22 protein-coding genes and 1 pseudogene are annotated in these 23,668 nt (G+C 73.1%); 5 read left to right on the top strand and 18 right to left on the bottom strand.

Annotation, left to right across the window (positions count from 1 at the left end; all coding sequences use genetic code 11):
• Positions 1-27: 27 nt before the first annotated feature.
• The 8 genes and pseudogenes from AC067N_RS04720 to AC067N_RS04685 form a co-directional block, all read right to left on the bottom strand.
• The gene (locus tag AC067N_RS04720; RefSeq protein ID WP_478677440.1) at positions 28-777 is read right to left on the bottom strand and encodes a GvpL/GvpF family gas vesicle protein; all 750 of its coding nucleotides are present in this window, start codon (positions 775-777) and stop codon (positions 28-30) included.
• Complete coding sequence (locus AC067N_RS04715) at positions 774-1,199, bottom strand: gas vesicle structural protein GvpA (RefSeq protein ID WP_478677439.1); 426 nt, start codon at positions 1,197-1,199, stop codon at positions 774-776. The genes AC067N_RS04720 and AC067N_RS04715 overlap by 4 nt, the downstream gene beginning before the upstream one ends.
• Before the next feature lie 72 nt (positions 1,200-1,271).
• Positions 1,272-1,670, bottom strand: a complete 399-nt coding sequence (locus AC067N_RS04710) for a gas vesicle protein GvpO (RefSeq protein ID WP_478677438.1) — start codon at positions 1,668-1,670, stop codon at positions 1,272-1,274.
• A gap of 62 nt (positions 1,671-1,732) precedes the next feature.
• A complete protein-coding gene (gene ligD, locus AC067N_RS04705; protein WP_478677437.1) occupies positions 1,733-2,674 on the bottom strand; it encodes a non-homologous end-joining DNA ligase in 942 nt (313 codons plus the stop codon).
• A 42-nt stretch (positions 2,675-2,716) separates the two neighbouring features.
• Entirely contained in the window at positions 2,717-4,564 is a 1,848-nt protein-coding gene (locus tag AC067N_RS04700; RefSeq protein WP_478677436.1) for a transketolase, read from the bottom strand.
• A complete protein-coding gene (locus tag AC067N_RS04695; RefSeq protein ID WP_478677435.1) occupies positions 4,561-6,027 on the bottom strand; it encodes an NAD(P)/FAD-dependent oxidoreductase in 1,467 nt (488 codons plus the stop codon). The genes AC067N_RS04700 and AC067N_RS04695 overlap by 4 nt, the downstream gene beginning before the upstream one ends.
• A 321-nt stretch (positions 6,028-6,348) precedes the next feature.
• Positions 6,349-6,759 (bottom strand): annotated as a pseudogene (locus AC067N_RS04690) (SDR family NAD(P)-dependent oxidoreductase); the annotation flags it as partial.
• Positions 6,760-6,765: 6 nt separating this feature from the next.
• Complete coding sequence (locus AC067N_RS04685) at positions 6,766-7,275, bottom strand: phage holin family protein (protein WP_478677434.1); 510 nt, start codon at positions 7,273-7,275, stop codon at positions 6,766-6,768.
• Between the two features lie 134 nt (positions 7,276-7,409).
• Here AC067N_RS04685 and AC067N_RS04680 point away from each other — a divergent pair, with 134 nt between their 5' ends.
• Positions 7,410-7,763 (top strand): VOC family protein, encoded by a 354-nt coding sequence (locus AC067N_RS04680; RefSeq protein ID WP_055539039.1) that lies wholly within the window; start codon positions 7,410-7,412, stop codon positions 7,761-7,763.
• 310 nt (positions 7,764-8,073) lie between these two features.
• Here the strand turns inward: AC067N_RS04680 and AC067N_RS04675 are convergent, their stop codons facing one another.
• Entirely contained in the window at positions 8,074-8,499 is a 426-nt protein-coding gene (locus AC067N_RS04675) for a MerR family transcriptional regulator (protein WP_478677433.1), read from the bottom strand.
• Between the two features lie 47 nt (positions 8,500-8,546).
• Here AC067N_RS04675 and AC067N_RS04670 point away from each other — a divergent pair, with 47 nt between their 5' ends.
• Positions 8,547-9,389: an MBL fold metallo-hydrolase gene (locus AC067N_RS04670; protein WP_478677432.1), complete on the top strand. Its 843-nt coding sequence runs from the start codon at positions 8,547-8,549 to the stop codon at positions 9,387-9,389.
• On the opposite strand, the gene AC067N_RS04665 is transcribed toward AC067N_RS04670, so the two are convergent.
• The 9 genes from AC067N_RS04665 to AC067N_RS04625 all read right to left on the bottom strand — a co-directional run bounded on the left by AC067N_RS04665 (position 9,364) and on the right by AC067N_RS04625 (position 20,203).
• On the bottom strand, positions 9,364-9,909 hold the full coding sequence (locus AC067N_RS04665; RefSeq protein WP_478677431.1) for a GNAT family N-acetyltransferase: 546 nt from the start codon (positions 9,907-9,909) through the stop codon (positions 9,364-9,366). The two genes, AC067N_RS04670 and AC067N_RS04665, sit on opposite strands and share 26 nt — an antisense overlap.
• 103 nt (positions 9,910-10,012) lie before the next feature.
• Positions 10,013-10,267, bottom strand: a complete 255-nt coding sequence (locus AC067N_RS04660; RefSeq protein WP_478677430.1) for a LapA family protein — start codon at positions 10,265-10,267, stop codon at positions 10,013-10,015.
• Positions 10,268-10,390: 123 nt separating this feature from the next.
• A complete protein-coding gene (locus AC067N_RS04655) occupies positions 10,391-11,317 on the bottom strand; it encodes a S66 peptidase family protein (RefSeq protein WP_478677752.1) in 927 nt (308 codons plus the stop codon).
• A 35-nt stretch (positions 11,318-11,352) separates the two neighbouring features.
• Positions 11,353-13,362 (bottom strand): prolyl oligopeptidase family serine peptidase, encoded by a 2,010-nt coding sequence (locus tag AC067N_RS04650; RefSeq protein ID WP_478677429.1) that lies wholly within the window; start codon positions 13,360-13,362, stop codon positions 11,353-11,355.
• A 58-nt stretch (positions 13,363-13,420) separates the two neighbouring features.
• Complete coding sequence (locus AC067N_RS04645) at positions 13,421-14,752, bottom strand: M20/M25/M40 family metallo-hydrolase (RefSeq protein ID WP_478677428.1); 1,332 nt, start codon at positions 14,750-14,752, stop codon at positions 13,421-13,423.
• On the bottom strand, positions 14,745-15,578 hold the full coding sequence (locus tag AC067N_RS04640; RefSeq protein ID WP_478677427.1) for a M55 family metallopeptidase: 834 nt from the start codon (positions 15,576-15,578) through the stop codon (positions 14,745-14,747). Before AC067N_RS04640 ends, AC067N_RS04645 begins: the two co-directional genes overlap by 8 nt.
• A gap of 158 nt (positions 15,579-15,736) precedes the next feature.
• The gene (locus tag AC067N_RS04635; protein WP_478677426.1) at positions 15,737-16,459 is read right to left on the bottom strand and encodes a class I SAM-dependent methyltransferase; all 723 of its coding nucleotides are present in this window, start codon (positions 16,457-16,459) and stop codon (positions 15,737-15,739) included.
• Positions 16,460-16,649: 190 nt separating this feature from the next.
• Positions 16,650-19,145: an ATP-binding SpoIIE family protein phosphatase gene (locus AC067N_RS04630; RefSeq protein WP_478677425.1), complete on the bottom strand. Its 2,496-nt coding sequence runs from the start codon at positions 19,143-19,145 to the stop codon at positions 16,650-16,652.
• Between the two features lie 614 nt (positions 19,146-19,759).
• The gene (locus tag AC067N_RS04625) at positions 19,760-20,203 is read right to left on the bottom strand and encodes an SRPBCC family protein (protein WP_478677424.1); all 444 of its coding nucleotides are present in this window, start codon (positions 20,201-20,203) and stop codon (positions 19,760-19,762) included.
• 208 nt (positions 20,204-20,411) lie between these two features.
• On the opposite strand from AC067N_RS04625, the gene AC067N_RS04620 reads away from it, so the two are divergent.
• The 3 genes from AC067N_RS04620 (at position 20,412) to AC067N_RS04610 (ending at position 23,647) form a co-directional block, all read left to right on the top strand.
• Positions 20,412-21,458, top strand: coding sequence for an Rv2578c family radical SAM protein (locus AC067N_RS04620; protein ID WP_478677423.1), 1,047 nt, complete (start codon positions 20,412-20,414; stop codon positions 21,456-21,458).
• Between the two features lie 162 nt (positions 21,459-21,620).
• Positions 21,621-23,192, top strand: a complete 1,572-nt coding sequence (locus AC067N_RS04615) for an alpha/beta hydrolase (RefSeq protein WP_478677422.1) — start codon at positions 21,621-21,623, stop codon at positions 23,190-23,192.
• 56 nt (positions 23,193-23,248) lie between these two features.
• The gene (locus AC067N_RS04610; protein WP_478677421.1) at positions 23,249-23,647 is read left to right on the top strand and encodes a RidA family protein; all 399 of its coding nucleotides are present in this window, start codon (positions 23,249-23,251) and stop codon (positions 23,645-23,647) included.
• The last annotated feature ends 21 nt before the right edge of the window (positions 23,648-23,668 follow it).

The raw sequence follows: 23,668 nt of genomic DNA, 5'->3' as shown, positions 1-23,668 counted from the left end.
GCCTCGTACGCCGTGCGTGCGGCGCGATCAGTGCGCCGCCTCCGCGTGCTGGGCAGGTCCCGGCTCGACGAAGCTGTACGGCGGCAGCGGACCGTTGACGCGCAGTTCGACGTGCGGATGGCTCTTGCGGACCTCGTCCACTGCGGCGAGGAACACCTCGGCCGACCGCCGGTCCACCAGGAACGACACATTGGCCAGCCAGCCGGTGGAGTCGGGGCCCACACTGACGGCGGCCGCGGCCGTCTCCAGCGCCCGCCGGACCTCCGCCGCGTCCTCGGCCTCCCGGTGCTGGACCGCGGTGGCCACCATCTCGCCGAGCCGCAGCCGGTCCTCGTAGGTGCCGCCACCGGCCTTGCGGTTGGCCTCGGCCAGCGCGCGCAGCTCGGCGTTCTCGCTCATCACGAGGTGCAGCACGCCCTGCTCGTCATGGCTGGCCTTGACGTTGTACTCGACCTTGCCGTCGAGGGCGCCCAGCCGCTCCCGGTAGTGCTCGGCCCGTTCGGCGAGGACCCCGGTGACGGCCGCGTCGTCCTGTGCGACGCTGCCGAACCGCATGGGCAGCACCGAACCGCCGCCGCCGGCCTCGCTCAGCACGTTCTGGTGGGCGAGCAGGTCCTTTCGCTTGGGGCGCAGCTCCTCGGGGGCGTCGCTGACGATCGCCACCAGCTCGCCCTCCTTCAGGATGCGCACGGGGCGCGGTGGGTCGCCCACCCCGCCCATGCCCTCGGGGAGAGCGCTGTGCGAGCTCGCCGCGATGCCGTAGACGTACGTGCTCACTCCTGTTCCTCCCTCTTGCGCGAGCTGGTGGCCTTGCGGGCCCGGGGTCGCGATTCGGCCTGACCGTCGTCGCGGGCCTGCTTGAAGGCATCGGAGATCGTCTCGGCGGCGCCGGACAGCGCCCCCTTCGACTTGCCGCGCGCGCCGGACTCGGTGATCTCACCGACCAGGTCCGGCAGGCCGGGGTTCTTGCGTGGTCCGGCCTCCAGGTCGAGGCGGTTGCACGCCTCGGCGAAACGCAGGTAGGTGTCGACGCTCGCGACGACGACACGCACGTCGATCTTCAGGATCTCGATGCCGACGAGGGAGACCCGTACGAAGGCGTCGATGACCAGCCCTCGGTCGAGGACCAGTTCCAGGACGTCGTAGAGGCCGCTGCTGCCGCCTCCGCCGCCGGACTGCTGTGCCGGGACAACGGTCATGCCGGCTGTTCCTCCTTGTCTGTGGATGCTGTGCGGACTGCGTTGCCTGTGGATGGTGTGCGGACCGCGGCCCTAGCGGCCGCCGGAGCGATGCGGGTCAGCCCTCCCGCGCTCGTAGCGCCGGACGCGCCGGTAGCCGGTGAGCTCACCGTCGGGGTCCAGCTCCACCTGGTAGCTCGCCAGCAGACTCATGGTGTCGGGGACCCGGGCCATCTCCAGGACCTCGACCTCCAACGTCCAGCCGTCCTCCGTCTGCTCGAAGGACGACACGGACTCCGGCGCCATGCCGGTCAGCTCCGCGAGCTGGGTCCGCGCGTGGCGCAGTACCTGCATGGGGCTGGGACGGCTGTCCACCGCGTCGGTCCGGGCATGCCCGGACGACTCCCGCACCCCGCCCGATTCGTCCGCCTCCTGTGACTTCTGGCTTTTCTGTGAACTCTGCGTCTTGGATGTGTTGGATGTGTTCGACATGGCCACCTCGAACACCGAGTGGCCCTCCGGCCGTTGACCAAACATTCCGGATGCGTGCCGTCTCAGCCGCGCAGCGTGCCGAGCCGCCGTCGGGCGGGGCCGAGGGCGCGGGCCCGGCTCATCACCCCGGCCCAGGGGTCGGTGCGGGCCTGTTCGACGGCGTCCTCGATCGTCCAGCGCCGGGCGCCGAGGTCGGGGTCGTCGAGCTGTTCCCAGGTGATCGGTGTGACCACGGGGGCGCCGGGCAGGGCCCGTACCGTGAACGGGGCGACCGCGGTCTGGGCGTAGGCGTTGCGCTGGATGTCGAGGTAGAGGCGCCCGCCCCGGTCCTTCTTGCGGGCGGCGGTGGTGAGCCGCTCGGGGCGGGCGCGGGCCAGTTCCTCGGCGATCTCCCCGGCGAAGGCGCGCACCGCGTCGAAGTCGTCTTGCCCTTTCAGCGGCACGACGACATGAAGGCCCCTGGACCCGGTGGTCATCGGCGCCGACACCAGTCCCAGATCGTCGAGCAGCTCCCTGACGTCCCGGGCCGCCCGCCGGACCTGCTCGAAGTCGTCCCCGGCCGGGTCGAGGTCGATGACCATCCGGTCGGGCCGGTCGATCCGGCCGGTCCGGGAGAGCAGGCGGTGCAGGGTGACGCACGCCTGGTCGGCGAGGTGGACGAGGGTGGCGGTGTCCTCGCACACCGTGTGGAGGACCGTGCCGCCCTCCTTGGGCACCTCGACCCGCTCGATCCAGTCGGGATGGTGATCGGGGGTGTTCTTCTGCATGAAGGTGGGGCCGCCGAGCCCGTCGGGGTGCCGTTCCAGCATCAGCGGGCGCCCGCGCAGATGGGGCAGCATGAACGGGGCGACGGCCCGGTAGTACGCCACGAGGTCGCCCTTGGTGTACTCCGTGCCGCCGCCCCGCGCCTGCCCGCCGTCACCGCCGGCGGGGAAGAGCACCTTCTCGGGGCGGTGGATCTCCACGCTGCGCCGCCCGACCCGCAGGGTGCGCGCCGCCCCCATGGTCAACTCCCCTCGCCGTGCGGACCGTTCTCCGCTCCCCGGTCAGGACGTGATCGCGTGCTCGACCAGCAGGCGGCCGGCCGCCGCGATCGCCTCCGCGTCGATGCCCGCCTCGTGCAGCTGTTCCTCCGGGGAGGCGGAGCCCGGCATGTCGCGGACGGCGAGGCGCACCAGCCGGGGCACCGGGCGCCCGTCGAGGAAGGCGTCGAGGACCGCGTCGCCGAGGCCGCCCTGCTCGTGGTGGTCCTCGACGGTGAGCAGACAGCCGGTGTGCTCGGCGGCCTCCCGCAGGGTGCGGCGGTCGACGGGCTTGACGGAGTAGAGGTCGACGACCCGGATCGGGATGCCCTCGCGGCCCAGCGCGTCGGCGGCCTTCAGCGCCTCGTGGACGGTGATCCCCGCGGCGACGACGGTGAGCCGGTCGCCGTCGGAGGCGCGCAGCACCTTGCTGCCGCCGACCGGGAAGTCCTCGGTCGGGCTGTAGACGACGGGGGTCTCGCCCCTGGACGTGCGCAGATAGCGGACGCCTTCGAGGTCGGCCATGGTGGCGACGAGCTTGGCCGTCTGGTTGGCGTCGCACGGGTACAGCACGGTCGAGCCGTGCACGGCGCGCATCATCGCCAGGTCCTCCAGGCCCATCTGCGAGGGCCCGTCCCGGCCGATCGAGACGCCCGCGTGCGAGCCGACGAGATTGATGCCGGACCCGCTGACCGAGGCCATGCGGATGAAGTCGTGGGCGCGGGTGAGGAACGCCGCGAAGGTGGAGGCGTACGGCACCCAGCCGCGCGCCGCGAGCCCCACCGACGCGGCCACCAGCTGCTGTTCGGCGATGTAGCACTCGAAGAACCGGTCGGGGTGTTCCTTGGCGAAGAACTCGGCGCGGGTGGAGTCGGAGACCTCGCCGTCCAGGGCGACGACGTCGCCGCGTGCGCTGCCCAGCGCGGCGAGCGCCTGCCCGTAGGCGTCCCGGGTGGCCACCTGTTCGCCGATGTCGTGGCGCGGCAGCTCCGGGTGCCCGGTCCGTACGGCGTGCAGCATCCGCGCGGCGGGCGGCTCGTGCACCTCGACGCGGAGGTCCCGTACGCCGCCGAGTTCGGCGATGGCCTCGTCGGCGTCCTTGAGCGGCTTGCCGTGCAGGCCCTCCCGGTCCTGGACGGCCTCGACGCCCTTGCCCTTGAGGGTGCGGGCGAGGATCACGGTGGGCTGGCCCCTGGTGGACGCGGCCTCGCCGTAGGCGCGGTCGACGGCGTCCACGTCATGGCCGTCGATCTCGATCGTGTGCCAGCCGAATGCGGCGAAGCGGCGGGCGTAGGCGTCCAGGTCGTGGCCGTGGCGGGTGGGGCCGCGCTGGCCGAGCCGGTTGACGTCGACGATCGCGGTGAGGTTGTCCAGGTGTTCGTACGCGGCGTGCTCGGCGGCCTCCCAGACGGAGCCCTCGGCGAGTTCGCTGTCCCCGCACAGCACCCAGACCCGGTAGCCGGTGCGGTCCAGCCGCTTCCCGGCGAGCGCGATGCCGACGGCGACGGGCAGGCCCTGGCCGAGGGAGCCGGTGGCCGTCTCCACCCAGGGCAGGCGGCGCGGCGTGGGGTGCCCCTCGAGACGGCTGCCCAGCTTGCGGTAGGTCATCAGCTCGGTCTCGTTGATCGCCCCGGCCGCCTTGTACGCCGCGTACAGCAGGGGCGAGGCATGGCCCTTCGACAGCACGAACCGGTCGTTTCCGGGGTGCTGAGGGCGCTCGAAGTCGTAGCGGAAGTGCCGGGCCGTCAGCACCGCCATCAGCTCCGCCGCCGACATCGACGACGTGGGATGCCCGGATCCGGCGGCCTCCGAGCAGCGAACACTGTCCACTCGCAACTGCTGGGCCAGCTCGCCCAGTTGACGGCTGTTCATGAGTCTCCTTCCGAACCCGGTGCGGGTTTCCGCGCGGCGTCGGACCGCCGTGGTGTCCCCCGGCCGTGTGCCGCCCCGGCCTTCTCCGGGGTCTTCGTCCCGGCCGTGTCCGCCCTGCCGGAGGCGTCCTTGTGCCCGTCCGTTCCGGGCTTCGCCGTGGTGCCCGGTCCCTTCGCCAGCTCGGGTGAGGCCGTGTCCAGGGGGACCGACCAGGAGCGGACGAGGCCGAGTTGGACGCCCTGGCGGGGCAGGACCGCGTCGAGGAGCCAGTCGGCGGCGACACGCACGCGGTTGCCCGGCATGGCGGCCAGGTGATAGCCGCGGGTGACGGCGCCGGCCACGGGGCCGGACAGGGGGATGCCGAGGGGGTTGGCGGCGGCCTTGACGCCGCCGAGGTCCACGACGAAGCCCAGGTCGCTGTGGCGGTACGGCTTCGGCTCGCCCCTGCCGAGGGAGGCGGCGACGTTGAGGGCCGCGACCTTGCCCTGGCGCCAGGCGTGCTGGGCGGTCATCGGGGTGTACGAGCCGGGCTTGGTCAGATCGGGCACGGCGGCCGCGTCACCGCAGGCGAACACCTCGGGTCGGCCGGGCACCTGGAGCGTGGGCTCGACGAGCAGCCGGCCGCGTTCCATCGGCAGCCCGAGCGACTCGGCCAGCGGATCGGGCCGTACGCCCACGCACCACACCAGGGTGCGGGTGTCGACGAACTCCCCGTCGGTCAGCAGCACTCCGGTGGGCGTCGCCTCCTTCACCGAGGTCCCCATCCGCACGTCGACGCCCCGTTGCCGCAGCACCCGGTCGGCGGTCGCGGACAGCCTCTCGTCCATCTCCGGCATCACGCGCTCGGCGATGTCCAGCAGCATCCAGCGGGGCCGCACCCCGTCCCAGCGCGGCTGCCTGCGCACCAGCTCGTCGGTGAACAGCTGCCCCTGGGCGGCCACTTCGGTGCCGGTGTAGCCGGCGCCGACCACCACGAAGGTGCAGCGCGACCGGCAGGCCCTGGGGTCCTCGGAGCCGGCGGCCAGCTCGACCTGCCGGGTCACATGGTCCCGGAGGTACAGCGCCTCCGGCAGGCCGCGGAAGCCGTGGGCGTGCTCGGCGACGCCGGGGATGGGCAGCAGTTTGTTGACGCTGCCGGCGGCGAGGACCAGCCGGTCGTAGGCCAGGGTGCCGACTCCGCCCTCGGGGTCGGCGTAGCGCACGGTGCGCGCGTCGAGGTCGATCTCGTCGGCCTCGCCGAGCACCAGGCGCGTATGGCGCAGGGTGCCGGTGAGGGAGACGGTCACCCGGCGCGGTTCCAGGATGCCGGCGGCGACCTGGGGCAGCAGGGGCAGATACAGGAAGTAGTCGGTCGGGTTCAGCAGGGTGATGTCGGCCTTGCCCCGGCTCAGCCGTTCCAGGGTGCGGGCCGTCCGGTAGCCGGCGAAGCCGGCACCGACGATCACGATGCGGGGTCGACTCACGGTTCGCCTCCGGCGGGGTCGCGCATACGGAGTCCTCGGTCGTGGAGTCCTCGGTCGTGGAGTCCTCGGTCGTGGAGTCCTCGGTCTTCTGGTGGGTGCGTACGGCCTCGCTCCCAGGGCTCCCGGCCCGTGCCGTACCGGCCTACCGCGTCCCCCCGGTGGGGGCGCCCAAACCGGCGGGACGCCTTGGGGGCGGTCGGTTTCCACCGGGACCTCCGGGTACTCGGACCGCGACGTGGCCCACCCCCGCGGAGGACACCCCCCCATGCCCGAGTTCGGCTACTTCCTGGCGACCGAGGAGTTCGGTCCCGCTGACCTCATCTCGCGCGGCGGCATGTGCCGCAGTGCGGCCCGGGTCCCGAACACATAGCCGAGGTAGGACACTTCGGTGACCCGACGGTACTCGTCGGGAGTGATGTCCGTGAACGGCGCGAAGATCCCGGCGAAGGCGTTGTCGACCCAGACGTCGATGTGCCCGAAGGCGTCGACGACCTGCTGGGCGGCGTCCTCGACCGCCCTGGCGTCGGCCATGTCCACGGTGACCACGAGGGCCTCGCCCCCGGCCCGCTCGACGTCGTCGGCGGCCGCGGCGAGGCCCTCCCTCCCGCGGGCGAGCAACGCCACCCGGTCTCCCCGGGCGGCGAAGGCCACGACGGTGGCACGGCCGACACCGCCGCTGGCCCCGGTGACCACCACGGTCCTGCGGCGGTGTCCCGGCAGCGCGGCACCCATCGGGCGTCACGCCCTGTGGTGCGCCGTCTCCGGGTCGCCGCCCGGCACGGGCGGTGCCCCGGCCGACGTACCCGGCACCGGACCGGCGGCGGGGGCGACGGGCGGCACCGGCGGGTAACCGGCCGGGGCCGTGCCGCCCGGCGGCATGCCGGGCGCGGTACGTGCGGCGGCACGGTCGTGACCGGCGGCGGGTCCGGCCTCGTGCCCGGCCGTGGGCCCGGACGCTGAGGGGCGGGCCGCACCCCTCAGCGCATACGCCACGGCGCCGAGCACCACGGCCGTGATCAGCGCGGCGGCCCAGTCGGGCAGGACCAGCGAGAGCGCCAGCCCGAGGGCGAGCGCCAGCGCGGCGCCCGCGTACAGGGCGAGGGCTCCGGACCCGGCGTAGAGCGCGGCCCGGCGACGCTGCTTGCGGGTCTGCTGCCGCAGCTCGTCCCGCACGGTCTCGCGGGCCACCAGCGCCAGCTCGTCGACCAGGTGCTTGTCCAGATGTTCGAGATGATCCAAGCGGTCCATGCCGCCCGAGTACCCGGTGGCCTCCCCGGGTAACGCGACGCGCAGGAGGCCGCTCCGGGGTTCCCGCCGGCTCGGGCCGTCCGGAGCCCTCTCCTCGCGGCCGGTCCCGGCGGTTTCCAACTAGGCTCCTCCGTATGGAGATTCTCGGAACCACGCTCCGTATCTGCGTCGACGACCTTGAGGCCGCGGTGCCCTTCTACGAGAGACTCTCGGGCGGACCGGCGATGCGCTTCGAGCGCGGTGGCGTCCAGGTCGCCGCCATCGGCTGCTTCCTGCTGATGAGTGGCCCGGAGTCCGAGCTGGAGGTGCTGCGGAAGGTGGCCGCCACCATCGCGGTCGAGGACGTCGACGAGGCGAACCGGGTGCTCACCGCCTCGGGCGCCCGGGTCCTGGCGGGCCCGGTGCCGACACCCGTGGGCCGCAACCTCATCGCGGTGCACCCGGACGGCTCGGTGTACGAGTACGCCGACCGCCGCGCCCCGGGGTAGCCGGGCCGGAAGGCGCGGCTCCTCGGGTGTGGCGCCTCAAGCGCGGCTCCGCAGGGGCGGGGCCGGTCGGCGAAGCCGGAGACCATGATGTCCGTGAGCAGTGCGCGCGCCGTGCCGGCCGGGCCGGGGCCGGGGTGGAGGTCGGGGTCGTGGTCGGTGACGTTGCGGCCGACACCGCACGGTGACGTGACCAACGGGCCCAGCGGCGCCGTCGGTTCGTCGGGAAGCTCCGTCGGGGCAAGCTCCGTCGGAGCCGCCGCGTCGAGCTGCGGAACGAGTCGGCGCCGCGGCCGCGTCGGAACGTCCAGGCTCACGAGGCGGACCCCTCCTGGTCCGACGCACGTGGGGACACATTGCCGACGGCCCGCTTGAAGTCCGGGCAGTCGACGATCGGCTCGTGCTCGCAGACGGCAGCGTGCCGGAGGCTGTCGCGGAACCTCGTGAGCCGGCCGATCTGCTCGTCGAGGTCGCGGGCCTTGGCCGCCAGGCCCGGACGCAGGTCGGCGTCGGACGGCCGCGCCTCCAGGAACCGGCCGATCTCGGCGACCGAGAACCCGGCGCTGCGCGCGCAGGTGATCAGCCCCAGGCGTTCCAGCACGTCGGGGCGGTAGGTGCGGCGGAGGCCGTTGCGGCCCGCGGGAGTGATCAGGCCCCGCCTCTCGTAGAACCTGAGGGCCGAGGGCGCCAGCCCGGAGCGCCGCGCGACGTCGGCGATGTCCATCAACGACTCGTTCATCGGCACTCCTTGACTTGAAGCACGGTTCAAGTCGCAGCCTAGTCGGCATGAAGATCCATCACCTGAACTGCGGCTCGGTCCGGACGATCGAGGCGACCTACGACGGCCCGCAGCCCGCCCCCGCCGTGAACCACTGCCTGCTGGTCGAGACCGACACCGACGGCCTGGTCCTGATCGAGACCGGACTGGGCCTCGGCGACATCCGCGACCCCGAAGGCACACTCGGCGCCGCCTGGGTCGAGATGGCCCAGCCGGCGCTCGACGAGGAGGAGACAGCCGTCCGGCAGGTCGCCGGACTCGGGCACGCGCCCTCCGACGTGCGCCACATCATCGTGACCCACCTGGACGTCGACCACAGCGGCGGCCTTCCCGATTTCCCCGGCGCCCGGGTCCACGTGATGGCGGACGAACTCGCCTCGGCGCGCGCCGAGGCGCCCAGTTACCGCTACCGCCCGGCCCACTGGGCACACGGGCCCGACTGGGTCACCTATGGCCACGAGTCCGACGAGCGGTGGTTCGGATTCACCGCGGTGGCGCCGAAGGGGCTGCCACCGGAGATCAAACTCATCCCCCTCGGCGGTCACACCGCCGGCCACACCGGCGTCGCCGTGCACAACGGCGACCGGTGGCTCCTGCACTGCGGTGACGCCTACTACTACCACCGTGAGATGGGGGACGCGAAGGAGCCCCACCCGCTGCTGGACATCGTCCAGACCCACTCGGAGGTGCATCGCGACCTGCGGCTCGGCACACAGGCCCGGCTGCGCGAACTGGTCCGCGACCACGGCGACCAGGTCGGGCTGATCTCCGCGCACGACCCGTGGGAGCTGGCCCGCCACCGTGCCGCTCCGGCGGGGCCCCGGATCAGCGGGACCGCATCTCCGTCGTGAGCGCCCACCGTTCGTGGTCCCGCCACGCCCCGTCGATGAACAGGAAGTCGGGGGAGAAGCCCTCCAGCCGGAAACCGCAGCGCCGGGCCAGGGCGATGGAGGCGGCGTTGCCGGGCTGGACGTTGATCTCCAGCCGGTGCAGCCCGAGAGCGGTGAACGCGTGCTCGACGACCAGGTCGAGCCCCTCCCCCGTCAGCCCCCGCCCGGCGGCGTGGGCGAACGCGCCGTAACCGAGCGCGCCGCACTGGAAGGCGCCCTCGACGATGTTGTTGATGTTGATGAAGGCGGCGATGCCCCCGCCGTCGCGCTCGCACACGAGGAACCCGGCCTTCGTGGGGTCCTCGATGAGCCGTCCCGCGTACGCGGCGTACGCGGTGCGGGTGGTCGGCGGGAAGAGCCACGGGTGGTGCAGTTCCCTGCTCTCCCGCGCCCGCGCCACGAACTCGGCACCGTCTTCGAGGGTGAGGTGCCGCAGCCCCACACGGGGGCCCACGGCGAGGTAGGACACGTTCTCGGACACCCCGCCACCGTACGCCGGGGCGACGGACGGCCGCCGCCCGGTCGGGACAGCGGTGGTGCGGTTCCCTGCGCCGACGGTCTCACCGGCGGCGTTTCACGAACTCTCACCAGCGGCGCCTCATGAAGTACGCCCCGCACACCGCCCCGGTCAGCCCCGTGCCGAGCAGCGCCAGCCACAGCGGCATCGTGACCTCGGGGATCAGCAGCCGGATCCTGGTGGTCCGGGTGTTCTCGAAGATGAAGACGAGAGCGAGCACCGCGAGCAGGCCGACGGCGACCCTGCCGGGCGTCAGCAGATCACCCCATTGCCGGTGCCCGCGTGCCCTGCCTCGGTCCGACGTGGTCGTCTTCGGGCTCATACGCCCAGGATGCGACGCGGCGGCGTGCCCCGCCCGGCGGGAGCCTCCACGGGGTGAACGCCCGTCACGGTGGCCCCGGGCCCCGCGCCCGTCGCGGCGGCCCCGGGGTCCCGCGCGCCCGCCTCAGACGAGCGCCGGCTCGTCCAGCGTCAAGGTCCCGGCGTCCGCGTCCAGTTCGGCCGTGACGCCGAACGGGACGGTCAGCGCACCGTCGCAGTGACCGAAGCCGAACTCCTCCACCGTCGGCACGCCGAGTCCGCCGAGGCGGTCGAGGAGCAGGGCCCGGACCCGCTCGTACGGTTCGCACTGGGCCCAGGAGCCGAGGAGGACACCGGCGACGCCGTCGAACCAGCCGGCGCGCAGCAGCTGGGTGAGGTAGCGGTCGAGGCGGTAGGTCTCCTCGCCGACGTCCTCCAGGCAGACCAGGGCGCCCCGCGCGGACGGCCGGGCGTGCGGGTTGCCGAGTTCCGCGGCGAGCAGGCAGAGGCAGCCGCCGAGCACGACGCCCCGCGCCCGGCCGGGGACGAGGGCGGTGCTGCCCTCGGCGGTGATCGTCCGGACCGACTCGGGGGCGAAGAGGGTGGCCCGCAGATGGTCCTGCGCACGGGTGTTCTTGAGGAAGTCGACGCCGGCGGCCATCGGACCGTGCAGGGTGACCAGCCCGGCCCGGGTGGCGAAGGCCTCGTGCAGCGCGGTGATGTCGCTGAACCCGACGAGGATCTTCGGCCCGGCCGCGCGGACGGCGTCCCAGTCGAGCAGGTCGGCCATCCGCTGCGCGCCGTAACCGCCGCGGGCGCACACCACGGCGGCCACGGAGGGGTCGCACCAGGCGGCCTGGAAGTCGGCGGCCCGGTCGGCGTCCGTGCCCGCGAGGTAGTCGAAGTCGGGGTGCCGGTCGAGCGTGTGCGGTGCGACGACGGGGTCGAGGTCCCAGCCGCGCAGGACGTCCAGCCCGGCGCTGAGCCGCTCCTCGGGCACCGGCCCGCTGGGGGCGACGACGGCCACCCGGGCGCCCGGCGCGAGGCGGGCGGGCCGGGTCAGCGGGGTCACGGCGGGGGCCGTGGTGCGGGTCGGTGGGGGTGTCGTCACTTGGCGAGCTCCAGGGTAGGGATTCCAGGAGGATTCAACCCGAAGACCTGCGCGTACAGCGAAAGCTCCGCCTCCAGGACCCGCACCATCGTCTCCGCCCGCCGGAATCCGTGCCCCTCCCCCTCGAAGGCGATGTACGCGTGCGGCACCCGCCCTCCCTCCATCCGGGCCAGGAACCGCTCGCACTGAGCGGGCGGGCAGATCACGTCGTCGAGGCCCTGGAGCAGCAGGAAGGGCGCGGTGATCCGGTCGGCGTGCTCGGCGGGCGACCGCTCCGCGTACCGCATCGGTTCCTCGGCGAGCGGCCCGACGAGGCTCTCCAGGTACTGCGACTCGAAGTCGTGGGTCTCCCCCGACCCCCACTGGGTGAGGTCCAGCACCGGATACAGGATGGTTCCGCAGGCGTAGACGTCGGTCGTGGTGAGGGAGACTGCCGTGGTCCAGCCGCCCGCGCTGCCGCCCCGGATGGCGAGCCGGGAGCGGTCGGCGGTGCCCTCGTCGGCGAGGGCGAGGGCGACGGCCGCGCAGTCCTCGACGTCGACGACGCCCCACTGCTCGCGCAGCCGGTTGCGGTACTCCCGCCCGTACCCGGTGGACCCTCCGTAGTTGACCTCGGCGACGCCGATGCCGCGGGAGGTGAAGAACGCGATGGTCAGGTCGAGGACCAGGGCCGCGCGGCTGGTGGGTCCGCCGTGCGCCCAGACGACGTACGGCGGCAGTTCGGTGCCGGGGGCGAGGCAGCCGGGGTTGTGGGGCGGGTAGACGTGCGCGTGGATCTCGCGTCCGGCGGGGCCGAGGAAGGTGCGGATCTGGGGTTCGGGGTAGAGGGCGGGGTCGACCGGGTCGTCGTGCGCGGCCCCGATGACCCGGGCGCGGCCGGCGAGCGTACCGGCGGAGCCTGAGCCCGCGGGGCCGGTGTCCAGTTCGACGACCTCGTACGCGCTGCGCGGGCTGGCGCCGATGCCGATCACCCGGCCGCCCCGGGTGGCGAGCGACGGGGCGAACTCGGTCCAGGGGCCGTCCGCGTCCGTGATCTGGCCGGTCTCGGGGTCGAGGACGCCGAGCGCGGTGGCGCCCCGGCCGTGCACGACGGCGATGAGCCCGCTGTCCAGCAGGGCGAACCAGCGCAGGCCGATCTTCCACAGTGGCCCGCCGAACTCCTCCTCGCGGGCGCACAGCGGAGTACCGCGGCCGTCGTCCTCACGGCGGTAGAGGTTCCAGTAGCCCGTGCGGTCGCTCGAGTACACGAGGGTGCCGTCGGCGGCCCACTCGACCTGGGCGATGGACTCGTCGGGACCGCCCTCGACGGTCCGCGCACCGCGCAGCCCGCCGTCGTCGGTGACCTCGGCGACGATCAGTTCGGTGCCGTCCCAGGGCATCCGCGGGTGATCCCAGCCGAGCCACGCGGCACGGCGGCCGTCGGGCGAGAGCCGGGGTCCGGTGACGAACCGGTGCCCACCGTCGGAGAGCTCGCGGACGGCGCCGCGGTCGTCGGCCGCCGAGCCGTCCAGCGGCACCGCGGCGACGACCCGCCGTACGTCGGCCGGCCCCTTCCCGGTGAACTCCTCCAGGACGCACCACACCTCGTCCCGCTCGGGGTGCAGCAGCGGATCGGCCCAGCGCAGTCCGCCGCCCACCGGGGACACGGGGGTGAGCGGAAACGGTTCTCCGCCGGGCTGGTACCGGTAGAGGCGCTGGTCGGCGAAGTTCACGAACACCACGAGGGGCCCGTCGTCCCGCAGGACGCCCGCCCACGGGTGACCGCCGTACTCCATGACCCGGCTGCGCACGTTCCACGGCGCCGGCAGCACCGACTCCTCCGCGCCGTCGGGGGTACGCCGTACGAGGGTGCGTCTGCCGCCCTCGGTCGGGCGTGGCTCGGTCCACCACGCCTCGTCGCCGACGAACCCCGCGAACTCGGGGTGCCCGTCGTGCGCGGCCGCGAGCGCCGCGTCGATCGGAGAGTGCCACGAACCGTACGCCAGCGTCTGCACCTTGTCCCCCATCTCCCTTCGTCCCCCGTCTGTGCCTTCCCCGGGTCGCGGTGTCCTAGGCCCTGCCGGACTACGCCGACCGCAGGAAGTGGTCGAGTACCCGGACGCCGAAGTGGAGCGCCTCGACCGGGACGCGCTCGTCGACGCCGTGGAAGAGGGCCGCGTAGTCGAAGCCCTCGGGGAGCTTCAGCGGCGAGAAGCCGTAGCCGGTGATGCCGAGGCGCGAGAACTGCTTGGCGTCCGTGCCGCCGGCCATGCAGTACGGCACCACGTGGCCCTCGGGCGCGAACGCCTCGACGGCGGCCCGCATCCGCGCGTACGTCACCGAGTCGACCGGCGCCTGGAGGGCCACCTCGCGGTGCTGGAACTCCCAGTCCACGTCAGGCCCGGTGAGCCGGTCCAGGGTCTCGCGGAACTCGTCCTCGCCGCCGGGCAGGTACCGCCCGTCCACATGGCCGACGGCCTCACCCGGGATCACATTGATCTTGTAGCCGGCGTCCAGCATGGTCGGGTTGGCGCTGCCCCGCACGGTCGGCTCGACCAGTGCGGCGGCCGGGCCGAGCTTCTCCAGCAGCCGGTCGACGCCCGCGGGGTCGTCGAGTTCGGGTTCGATGCCGTACAGGGCGGCGAGCTCGGTGAGGGCGGCGCGCACCGTCGGGGTGAGCCGCAGGGGCCACTCGTGGGCGCCGATCCGGGCGATCGCCGCCGCCAGCCGGGTCACCGCGTTGTCCCGGTTCACCTTGGAGCCGTGACCGGCCCGGCCGCGCGCGGTGAGCTTGAGCCAGCCGGTGCCGCGTTCCCCGGCGGCGATCGGGTAGAGCTGCCGGCCGGCACCGTCGTGGAAGGTGAACGCCCCCGACTCGCTGATGCCCTCGGTGCAGCCCTCGAAGAGGCCCGGGTGCCGGTCGGCGAGGAAGCCGGAGCCGTCCTCGGCGCTGGCCTCCTCGTCGGCGGTGAACGCGATCACGATGTCGCGGCGGGGCCGTATGCCGTGGCGGGCCCACTGCCGTGCGACGGCGAGGATCATCGCGTCCATGTTCTTCATGTCGACCGCGCCCCGGCCCCAGACCACGCCGTCGCGGATCTCCCCGGAGAACGGGTGCACGCTCCAGTCCTCGGCCCGCGCGGGCACCACGTCGAGATGACCGTGGACGAGCAGCGCGTCCGCCGAGGGGTCGGTGCCCTCGATCCGGGCGACGACGTTGGTCCGGCCCTCGGTTCGCTCCAGCAGCGTGGGTTCCAGCCCGGCCTCGGCGAGCCGCGCGGCGGCGTACTCGGCGGCGGGTCGTTCCCGGCAGTCCCCGCCGCCGCGGTTGGTGGTGTCGATGCGGATGAGGTCGGAGGTGAACCGGACGACCTCGTCGAGCGCCTGTTCGTCCACCGTTGCAGTCTGCTCAGCCATACGTCTCCTCCACCGCGGCCGAGGCGATCGTCGTGACCGCCTTGAAGGTCCGGATTCCCTCGTACATGGTCGGGCTGGTGTACGCGACCTTGCGTTCGCCGGTCCGGGCCACGCCCGGTACGACGGTCGCGGCCATCGCCAGGTGCTCGGCGTCGAACTCCAGCGCCACGGTGAAGGGCCCGCCCCGCACCGGTTCGTGCCGGACCGCGAGCGACGCGGCCTCCTTCGCCGCCGCGCGGATGTCGGCGGCGGTCCGCGCCGGGGTGCGGCACACCGCCGCGTACCGGGACACATGGTCCTTGACCGCGACCTTGAGCGCGCCGGGCGCGTACCCCAGGGCGTCCTCGCAGGCCACGTCGTCACCGGTCACCAGCACCACCGGTACCCCGAACTCGGCGACCACATGGGAGTTCAGCAGTCCCTCGCTGGCCCGTACGCCGTCGACCCAGACGCCCGTGATGGAGTTGGCGAGGTAGGTGTGGGCGAGGACGCCTTCCATGCCGGCGCCCGCGTGGTAGCCGACGAAGGCGATGCCGTCGACGTCCCCGTGCTGCACGCCCTCGACCATGGACAGCGCCTTGTGCCGGCCGGTGAGCAGCTGCGCCCGCTCGTCCAGCTGCTCCAGGAGCAGGTTGCGCATCGTCCAGTGCGCCTCGTTGACGAGCACCTCGTCGGCTCCGCCGTCGAGGAAGCCGAGCACGGCGGCGTTCACGTCGGAGGTGAACATCGCCCGGCACCGCTCCCACTGCGGGGTTCCCGGCAGCACGTCGGCCGGCCAGGTGACACCGGTGGCGCCCTCCATGTCCGCGCTGATGAGGATCTTCATACCGCCTCACGTTACGCGCCGCCCCCGGCGCAGGGGGCGGCCGGCCCTGCGAACCCGGAGGTCTCGCCGCGTATCGACGGCACGGCCGCCGGGCTGCCCCGCGGACCACGCCGACGGGTCGGGGGGAGGCGCGCCGTTCCCCCGTCGTTCCCCCGTCTCTATCCGCGGCCCGCGACGTACCACCTCGACGGCAGTTCCATCCGGGTGCCGTCGGCCGTGTGCTCGGTGGTGACCAGCGGGAGTTCGCCGTCGGCGAGGACCGTGAGGCCGGCTGCGCGGAGGCAGGCGGGGACCGCGGCGTCGCTGACCTCGGCGGGGGCGATGCCGTGGCGGAAGACGGGGGCGAGCTTCGCGGGCGGCCCGGCGGGGCTCCGGGCCAGGCCCATGAGCACGGGCCTGGCGGCCTCGGAGAGTTCGACGAGGAAGGCCCGGCCGCGTTCCCCCACCAGGGTGGCGACGGTGGCGACGAGGCGCTGTCTGTCGTCGGGTTCGCACTGGTGGAGGACGCCGCGCAGATAGACGTTGGCGTCGCCGAGGTCCGCGCGCAGGGCGTCGGCGTCCGACTTGTCGGTCGCGTCGAGGAGCCGGTAGTCGGCCCGGCCGTCGGGGTCGGCCCGGCGGGCGTGGTCGAGGGCGGCGGCCGACAGATCCGTGCCGACGACCCGGGCGAAACGGTCGGCGAGATGGCGGGTCTGGGTGCCGTTGCCGCAGCCGAGGTCCACCATGGGCAGGTCCAGGGCGGTCAGATGCGGCTCGAAGAGGGCCAGATGGACGGCGGAGGTCCGGGCGGGCTCGGCGTCCCAGAACACGGCTCCCGGCTCGTCCGGGGCCTCACGCCAGAATCCCTCCCAGGCGTCCCGGTACCGACTCGTCACGCTCATGCCCAACCCCCCAGGATGCGACGCGGCCACCGGACGGACGGCCCAGAACGGTCTACCGCGCCCGTCACACGGGGACAAGCGCCGCGCGCGTACCTTCACCGCGCATCCGGATCGCGCACACCGCGTCATGGCCCGCGCGGTCACCCGCGCACCCCACGCCGTACGGGGAACACCGCCGCCGCGGTCGGCCTCAGCGGCGCCGTGGCAGCGTCAGCTCGAACCACACCGTCTTGCCGGCGCCCGTCCGGCTCGTCCCCCACTCGCGCGCGAGGGTGCTGAGGACGCGCAGCCCCCGGCCGAACTCGTCGGCGGGGCCGGCGCTGAGCAGCGTCGGCAGGGTGTGGTCCTCGTCGTAGACCTCGCAGAGCAGGGTGTCGCCCCGCACGAGCCGCACTTCGACGCCGCGGCCGCCCGCGTGCCGTACCGCGTTGGTGACCAGCTCGCCGGCCAGCAGTTCGGCGGTGTCCGTGAGCTGCTCCAGCCCCCAGACGTGGAGCTGTTCACGGACGGCGGCGCGGGCGCGGCCGACCTCGACGGGGTCGCGGGCGAGTCGCCACTCGGCGACGTCCTGCGGTGCGACGCCGTTGAGGCGGGCCATCAGCAGGGCCACGTCGTCCTTGCGTCCGCCCCTGGTGTTGAGGGCGCGGATGATGCCGTCGCAGGCGGCGTCCATGGAGGCGGCCGGGTGTGCGGCGGACTCGCAGAGCGTCGCGAGGCCGACTCCGATGTCCTCTCCGCGCACCTCCACCAGTCCGTCGGTGCACATCACGAGCCGGTCGCCGGGCTCCACGGGTATGCGTACCGCTTCGAAGGGCACCCCGCCGACGCCGATGGGCGCGCCCGTGGGCAGGTCGAGCAGTTCGCTGCGGCCGTCCACCGCGCGGACCAGCACCGGCGGGATGTGGCCGGCGTTGGCGAGGTGCAGTTCGCCTGCGATGGGGTCGTAGACGGCGTACAGACAGGTCGCGAGGTAGGTGTCGCCCAGGCGTTGGGCGAGGTCGTCGAGGTTGCGCAGGAGCTGGGCGGGCGGCAGGTCGAGTGCGGCCATGGTCTGGACGGCGGTGCGCAGCTGGCCCATCATCGCGGCCGAGTTGAGCCCGTGCCCCATGACGTCGCCGACGACCAGGGCGGTCCGGGCGCCGGGCAGCTTGACCGAGTCGAACCAGTCGCCGCCGACCCGTCCGAGCAGGGTGCCGGGCAGATAGCGGGTGGCGATGTCGCAGCCCGTCCGGTGGGCCTCGATGGTCGGCAGCATGCTGTCCTGGAGCGTCTCGGCGACGTTCTCCTGGTAGGTGTACATACGCGCGTTGTCGAGGACGAGCCCGGCGCGGGCGGCGAGTTCGGCGCCGGTGACGCGGTCCATGTCGTCGAAGACCTCGCGCTCCGGGTGGCGCAGCAGGATCATGAAGCCGAGCACCACGTTGCGGGCCTTCAGCGGCACGATCAGCATGGAGCGGCCCGTGATCAGCGGCCGGATGTCGCGCTTCTCGAACTGCGCGGCGATGGCGTGCCCCATCTGCTCGCTGATCCGGGGGACGAGGACGGGTTCGCCGGTGGTCATGCACTGGAAGAACGGGGTGTGCGCGGGGAACGGCATGGCCTCGCCGACCGGGACGACGTCGTCCCAGCGGCCGGGCTCGTCCGTGTGCTCCACGGCCACCCGGTGCCACATGGTGGTCGTGTCGGGCACCCCGTCGGGGAAGCCCTCACCGGCGACGACCTGTTCGCGCAGATAGGTGCCGGCGACATCGGTGAAGCGGGGCACGACGGCCTTGCTGACCTCGATGATCGTGCGGGACAGATCCAGGGAGGTGCCGATGCGTCCGCTCACCTCGTTGAGGAACTCCAGGCGCTCCCGTACGGCGGCGTACTCGAGGTCCTCGCCCTCGTCCTTCAGCTCCTGAGGGACCGGGAGCCCCTCGGCGACGGCGCGCGCGGCGCGTTCGCGGCGCCTCAGCCGCTCCGCGCGCCGGGGCACACCCCAGTCGGGGGTCACGGGCACCCGGTCGTTCCGGCTGAACTCCAGCACCGGATAGCCCAGTTCGAGGACCTGCGCGACGATGCGGGCGCTCTCGTCCACGCTCATGCTGGGCAGGATCTCGGGGAGGCGGCGGGCGAGTTCCTCGGCGCCCGGGAAGTCTGTGTGGAGGGCGAAGCCGGGCGCGATGCGCTCGACGGCCACCCCTTCGTACTGGCCGCGCAGCGCCTCGGCGTCGGCGGCCAGCACCAGCAGGCGCCCCGGACCGGGCCCGACGAGCGGGTAGGCCCACCACAGGACGTCGACCCGGGTGCCGTGTTCTGCCCGGGAGGCGCCCGTCCCGCCCGGTCCGTTCTCGGGGACCGTGAGCCGGGCCCGTCCGGCCGACGGGTAGCAGAGCTGCCCGTCGAGGGAGGACTCCAGGTCGGGGCCGAGTCCGTCGTACGGGCCGTACGCGGCGCGGGACGGGGTGTCGTCCTCCTCGGGGAAGGCGCCGGACACCGGCAGCAGATCCAGGGCGGGGCGGCCCACCGCGTCCTCCTTGGCGGTGTGGAACAGCCGCCAGGCGCCGGTGCTCCAGTGCGACACGAGGCCGCCCCGGTCGACGACGACCACGGCCAGGGGGACCCGGCCGGCCGCGGTCCGCCCCACCGCCTCGTCACCCGCTCCGTGGCCGGTGTTCACGCCCGTGTCCGTGCCACGGTCCATGGCCAAGGCCCTTTCTTCCCACGGCTCGCAAGATCTGCGGCGCCGTCACTACCGTACGGCGGCGTAGCGTCGCGCGGTGTGGCAATACGGGAATTGACCACCGGGAGCCTCCGGCGCACAGCCCGGCACACGCTCGGCGCCCGGCACACTCGCACGCCCCCGTGCTGGACCCGAACCAACCCGGCGGACAGGCGGGGAGACCCGGCCGGCCTCCGGGCCCGTGTGCGCCGCGCGCCTCGGTCCGCGTACCCCGGCTCCAGATCCAATGGCGTCCGGCCGCCGCCCTCGACACAAAGGACCGTCACGACCGGCGGATACCCCGTCGCGATCACCGTGTACCCGGCACGGGAGAGGTCGCTGAACCGGAACGTGCCGTCAGCACCGGTGTGAGCGTGCCGACACGGCCGTGCGGTCGCGCTCATGCGTACCGCTCCCCTCGTAGCACCTACCGCACGGTTCCCGCGTCGAGCGGCAACTGGCGGTAAGTGCCACGAGCCACGGCGCCCCGGGGAGCGCAGGGGAGATCCACGCCAACCGGTGAAGGGCGCAACGGGCCCTGTTGCGCCGCCCGTTGGGCCGGGAGGCGGTGCGACGGAGGGCGGTGCGCCCGGCGCCTACTTCTCGACCTCTGCGGCGAGGTTCGCGAGGAGGGCGTCGTAGATCCGGCCGAGGCCCTTGGGGGCGAAGGTCCGCTCGAAGAAGCCGCCGATGCCGCCGGCGCCCTGCCAGGTGGTGGTGACGACGACGCGGGACCTGCCCTCACCGGCGGGGGTGACACGCCAGACGGTGACCATGGAGGAGTTGCGGTCCTTCTCGACGAGCTCGCCGTCGGAGGGCTCGGTGACCTCCAGGAGGCAGTCGCGGACGCGCTTGCTGGTGGCCTGGAGCCGCCAGTGGACGAGGGTGCCCTCGCCGTCGCCGCCCTCGCGCACCTCGTACTCGCTGAAGTGCTCGGGCAGCAGCTTCCCGCGCGTGCCGCTGTAGTCGGCCAGGGTGTCGAACACCGTCTCCGCGTCCGCCGCGACGACTCGTTCCGTCGTGGCCTCGACCTGCGCCATTGCACTTCCTCCAGCACTCGGTAACTCGGGGATGTGCGGAAAGCCAACCACCACCCGGCCGGACGGCCCAAATCGGGGGCCCGCACGGACGGCGGGCGACCCGCCGGAGCCCCTCCCGACGAGACCTTCACACGATGTTCGAAAGCCCATTCGCACGATCAAGGGAACATCTGTTCTATTCTGAGGCCGGAGCAACCGAGGAGGCGTCATGCGCTGGGACCATCTGGCCGAGAACCCCGCCACGGCCCGGGACGCCGCGCTGTTCGGCGCGGACGCGGTGACGACCCGCACCTTCGACACGCCCGAGTTCCGGGGCATGACCTTCCACGAGATCCGCGCGAAGTCGATCGTGAACCGGGTCCCCGGGGCCTCACGGATGCCGTTCGAGTGGACGGTGAACCCCTATCGGGGCTGCGCACACGCGTGCGTCTACTGCTTCGCCCGCAGAACCCACGGCTATCTGGACCTGGACACGGGCCACGACTTCGACTCGCAGATCGTGGTGAAGGTCAACGCGCCCGAACTGCTGCGCCGCCACCTGGCCTCACCGCGGTGGCGCGGGGAGCACATCGCGATGGGCACCAACGTGGACTGCTACCAGCGGGCGGAGGGCCGCTACCGGCTGATGCCGGGCATCATCGCGGCCCTGCGCGACCACGCGAACCCCTTCTCGATCCTGACCAAGGGCACGCTGATCCTGCGCGACCTCGATCTCATCCGGCAGGCCGCGGACGTCACCGAGGTGGGGATCTCCGTCTCCGTCGGCTTCACCGACCAGGAGCTGTGGCGCACGGTCGAGCCGGGCACACCGGCCCCGGAGCGCCGCCTGGACATCGTGCGGGCCTTCACCGACCACGGCATCGGCTGCGGTGTGCTGATGGCCCCCGTGCTCCCCTTCCTCAGCGACCACCCGGACATGCTGCGCGACACCGTCCGGGCGATCGCCGCCGCCGGGGCGACCTCGGTGACACCGCTGGTGCTGCACCTGCGGCCGGGCGGCGCACGCGAGTGGTACACGGCGTGGCTCGAGCGCCACCACCCCCATCTCGTACGGCGTTACGAGCGGCTGTACGCGGAGGGGGCGTACGCCCCGAAGTGGTACCAGCGGCAGGTGACCCGTCAGGTCCACGAACTGGCCGAGGAGTTCGGCATGGGTCCCCGGCGCGCGGGACTGCCGAGGAGGGGCGCGGCGCCCGAGCCGGCCCGGCCCCCCACGGAGCCGGACGCGGCACCCACCCAACTGACCCTTCTGTGACGGAACATCCCCGACCCGCCGGGGGCATCCGGGCGCTCCTTCCACGCCGATCGGGTCAATGTGCGACAGACCGGGTTCTCCCACACCCGCATTCCGGGACGATGCGACCAAAGGCCGTGGTGTACACGGCTCGACATCCCTCCGTCCTGGGAGACCTGACAGATGAAGAAACGCGCAACCGCTCTGTGCGGTGCCGCCGCCGTGCTGGCCGGGATGGCCACGGCGGTCCCCGCCGACGCGAGCGGCGGCTCCTCGGCCGCACCGGTGGCGAAGCTCTCCTGGAAGAAGTGCGCCACCAGCGCGTATCCGACCCTCCAGTGCGCCTCCCTCAAGGTGCCGCTGAACCACGCCGATCCGCAGGGCAGGAAGATCACGCTCGCACTCTCCCGCGTGCCGCACACCGCGGAGAAGTCCCAGGGGCCCCTGCTGGTCAACCCCGGCGGCCCCGGCGGCAGCGGAGTCACCCTGGCCGGATTCGTCGCCTCGTCCCTGCCCAAGGACGTGGCCGCCCAGTACGACGTCATCGGCTTCGACCCGCGCGGCGTCGGCGCCAGCAAGCCCGCCCTGGACTGCCTGCCGACCCACTTCGCTCCGGTTCGCCCCGACTCCTTGCCGAGCGACGGAATGACGGAGGATGCGAATCTGAACCGCGCGGAGGACTTCGCGCGGGCGTGCGCCGAGAAGCACGGGGACGTGCTGCCGTACATCGACACGGTGAGCGCGGCCCGGGACGTCGACGCCATCCGGGCGGCGCTCGGCGCGACGAAGATCAACTACTTCGGGTACTCCTACGGCACCTACCTGGGCGCCGTGTACGCCAAGCTCTTCCCCGATCGGGTACGGCGCGCGGTGCTGGACTCCGTCGTCGACCCCACCGGGGTCTGGTACGAGGACAACCTCCAGCAGGATCAGGCGTTCGACGACCGCCACCGGGCCCTGATGGCCTGGATCGCCAAGCACGACGGGACGTACCGGCTCGGCACCGATCCGCGGGCGATCGAGGCCGCGTGGTACGCGATGCGGTCGGAACTGGCCCGGAAGCCCGCGGACGGCAAGGTGGGCGCCTCCGAACTGGAGGACACCTTCATCCCCGGCGGCTACTACAACGGCTACTGGCCGGATCTCGCCGAGGCGTTCGCGGCCTTCGTGAACAACCGGGACGACGACCCGCTGGTCGAGGCGTACGAGAACTTCGCCGCCGACGACTCCTCCGGCAGCAACGGATACAGCGTCTACGCCGCGGTGCAGTGCCGTGACGCGTACTGGCCGCGCGACTGGGGCCAGTGGCGTGAGGACAACTGGGCGGTGCACCGGAAAGCACCGTTCATGACCTGGAACAACGCCTGGTACAACGCGCCGTGCGCGTTCTGGCCCACGACGTCCCTGAACCCGGTGGACGTCTCCAACGACGCGCTGCCACCGGTCCTGATCCTCCAGGCCACCGACGACGCCGCCACCCCGTACGAGGGCGGCGTCATCACCCACCATCTGCTGCGCGGCTCCAGCCTGGTCGTGGAGGAGGGCGGCGGGAACCACGGCATCACGCTGAGCGGGAACGCCTGCCTCGACGGGCATCTGGCCGCCTATCTGACCGACGGCACCGTGCCGCGCGGCACCGGCGAGGTCGACGCGGTGTGCGAGAGGCTGCCCGACCCCACGCCGCGGAAGGCCGAGGCCGTGTCCCCCGCATCACGCGGCTCGACCCTCCACGGCCTGCTGGGCTTCCGCGGCTGATCCTTCTCCGACGGCCCGTCGGGGGCGGCGTCACCGCCATGGTCCAGGATGGGGCCATGAGTGAACTGACCAGGATCGCCGCCCCCGACGGTGTCGCCCCCGCCGCCCAGTACACGCATGTCGTGACGGGCACCGGCCGCCTCGTCGCCGTCTCCGGTCAGGTCGCGCTCGACGAGGACGGCGAGCCCGTGGGCGAGGGCGACCCGGCGGCGCAGGCCCGCCAGGTCTTCGAGAACCTGCGGCGCTGTCTGACCGCCGCCGGGGCGACCTTCGACGACGTCGTCAAGCTCACGTACTTCGTCACGGACATAGCGCATCTGCCGGCCATCCGCGCGGCTCGCGCCGAGCACATCCCCGACGACCGGCTCCCCGCCGCGTCGGCGGTGCAGGTCACGGCGCTGGTCCGCCCCGAGTTCCTGCTGGAGGTCGAAGCCTTCGCCGTGCTCGGCGAATAATCCGGAGGGCGCCGCGCCCGG

This window comes from Streptomyces sp. NPDC042364, from assembly GCF_056437585.1.
Note: the sequence above shows the minus strand (reverse complement) of the source record. Positions and strands in the feature narration are given on the sequence as shown.

Excerpts from the sequence above, each read along its gene's own strand:
- AC067N_RS04715 (WP_478677439.1), bottom strand. The coding sequence starts at position 1,199 with ATGACCGTTGTCCCGGCACAGCAGTCCGGCGGCGGAGGCGGCAGCAGC.
- AC067N_RS04710 (WP_478677438.1), bottom strand. The coding sequence starts at position 1,670 with ATGTCGAACACATCCAACACATCCAAGACGCAGAGTTCACAGAAAAGC.
- ligD (WP_478677437.1), bottom strand. The coding sequence starts at position 2,674 with ATGGGGGCGGCGCGCACCCTGCGGGTCGGGCGGCGCAGCGTGGAGATC.
- AC067N_RS04700 (WP_478677436.1), bottom strand. The coding sequence starts at position 4,564 with ATGAACAGCCGTCAACTGGGCGAGCTGGCCCAGCAGTTGCGAGTGGAC.
- AC067N_RS04685 (WP_478677434.1), bottom strand. The coding sequence starts at position 7,275 with ATGGACCGCTTGGATCATCTCGAACATCTGGACAAGCACCTGGTCGAC.
- AC067N_RS04680 (WP_055539039.1), top strand. The coding sequence starts at position 7,410 with ATGGAGATTCTCGGAACCACGCTCCGTATCTGCGTCGACGACCTTGAG.
- AC067N_RS04675 (WP_478677433.1), bottom strand. The coding sequence starts at position 8,499 with ATGAACGAGTCGTTGATGGACATCGCCGACGTCGCGCGGCGCTCCGGG.
- AC067N_RS04670 (WP_478677432.1), top strand. The coding sequence starts at position 8,547 with ATGAAGATCCATCACCTGAACTGCGGCTCGGTCCGGACGATCGAGGCG.
- AC067N_RS04660 (WP_478677430.1), bottom strand. The coding sequence starts at position 10,267 with ATGAGCCCGAAGACGACCACGTCGGACCGAGGCAGGGCACGCGGGCAC.
- AC067N_RS04650 (WP_478677429.1), bottom strand. The coding sequence starts at position 13,362 with ATGGGGGACAAGGTGCAGACGCTGGCGTACGGTTCGTGGCACTCTCCG.
- AC067N_RS04645 (WP_478677428.1), bottom strand. The coding sequence starts at position 14,752 with ATGGCTGAGCAGACTGCAACGGTGGACGAACAGGCGCTCGACGAGGTC.
- AC067N_RS04640 (WP_478677427.1), bottom strand. The coding sequence starts at position 15,578 with ATGAAGATCCTCATCAGCGCGGACATGGAGGGCGCCACCGGTGTCACC.
- AC067N_RS04635 (WP_478677426.1), bottom strand. The coding sequence starts at position 16,459 with ATGAGCGTGACGAGTCGGTACCGGGACGCCTGGGAGGGATTCTGGCGT.
- AC067N_RS04630 (WP_478677425.1), bottom strand. The coding sequence starts at position 19,145 with ATGGACCGTGGCACGGACACGGGCGTGAACACCGGCCACGGAGCGGGT.
- AC067N_RS04625 (WP_478677424.1), bottom strand. The coding sequence starts at position 20,203 with ATGGCGCAGGTCGAGGCCACGACGGAACGAGTCGTCGCGGCGGACGCG.
- AC067N_RS04620 (WP_478677423.1), top strand. The coding sequence starts at position 20,412 with ATGCGCTGGGACCATCTGGCCGAGAACCCCGCCACGGCCCGGGACGCC.
- AC067N_RS04615 (WP_478677422.1), top strand. The coding sequence starts at position 21,621 with ATGAAGAAACGCGCAACCGCTCTGTGCGGTGCCGCCGCCGTGCTGGCC.
- AC067N_RS04610 (WP_478677421.1), top strand. The coding sequence starts at position 23,249 with ATGAGTGAACTGACCAGGATCGCCGCCCCCGACGGTGTCGCCCCCGCC.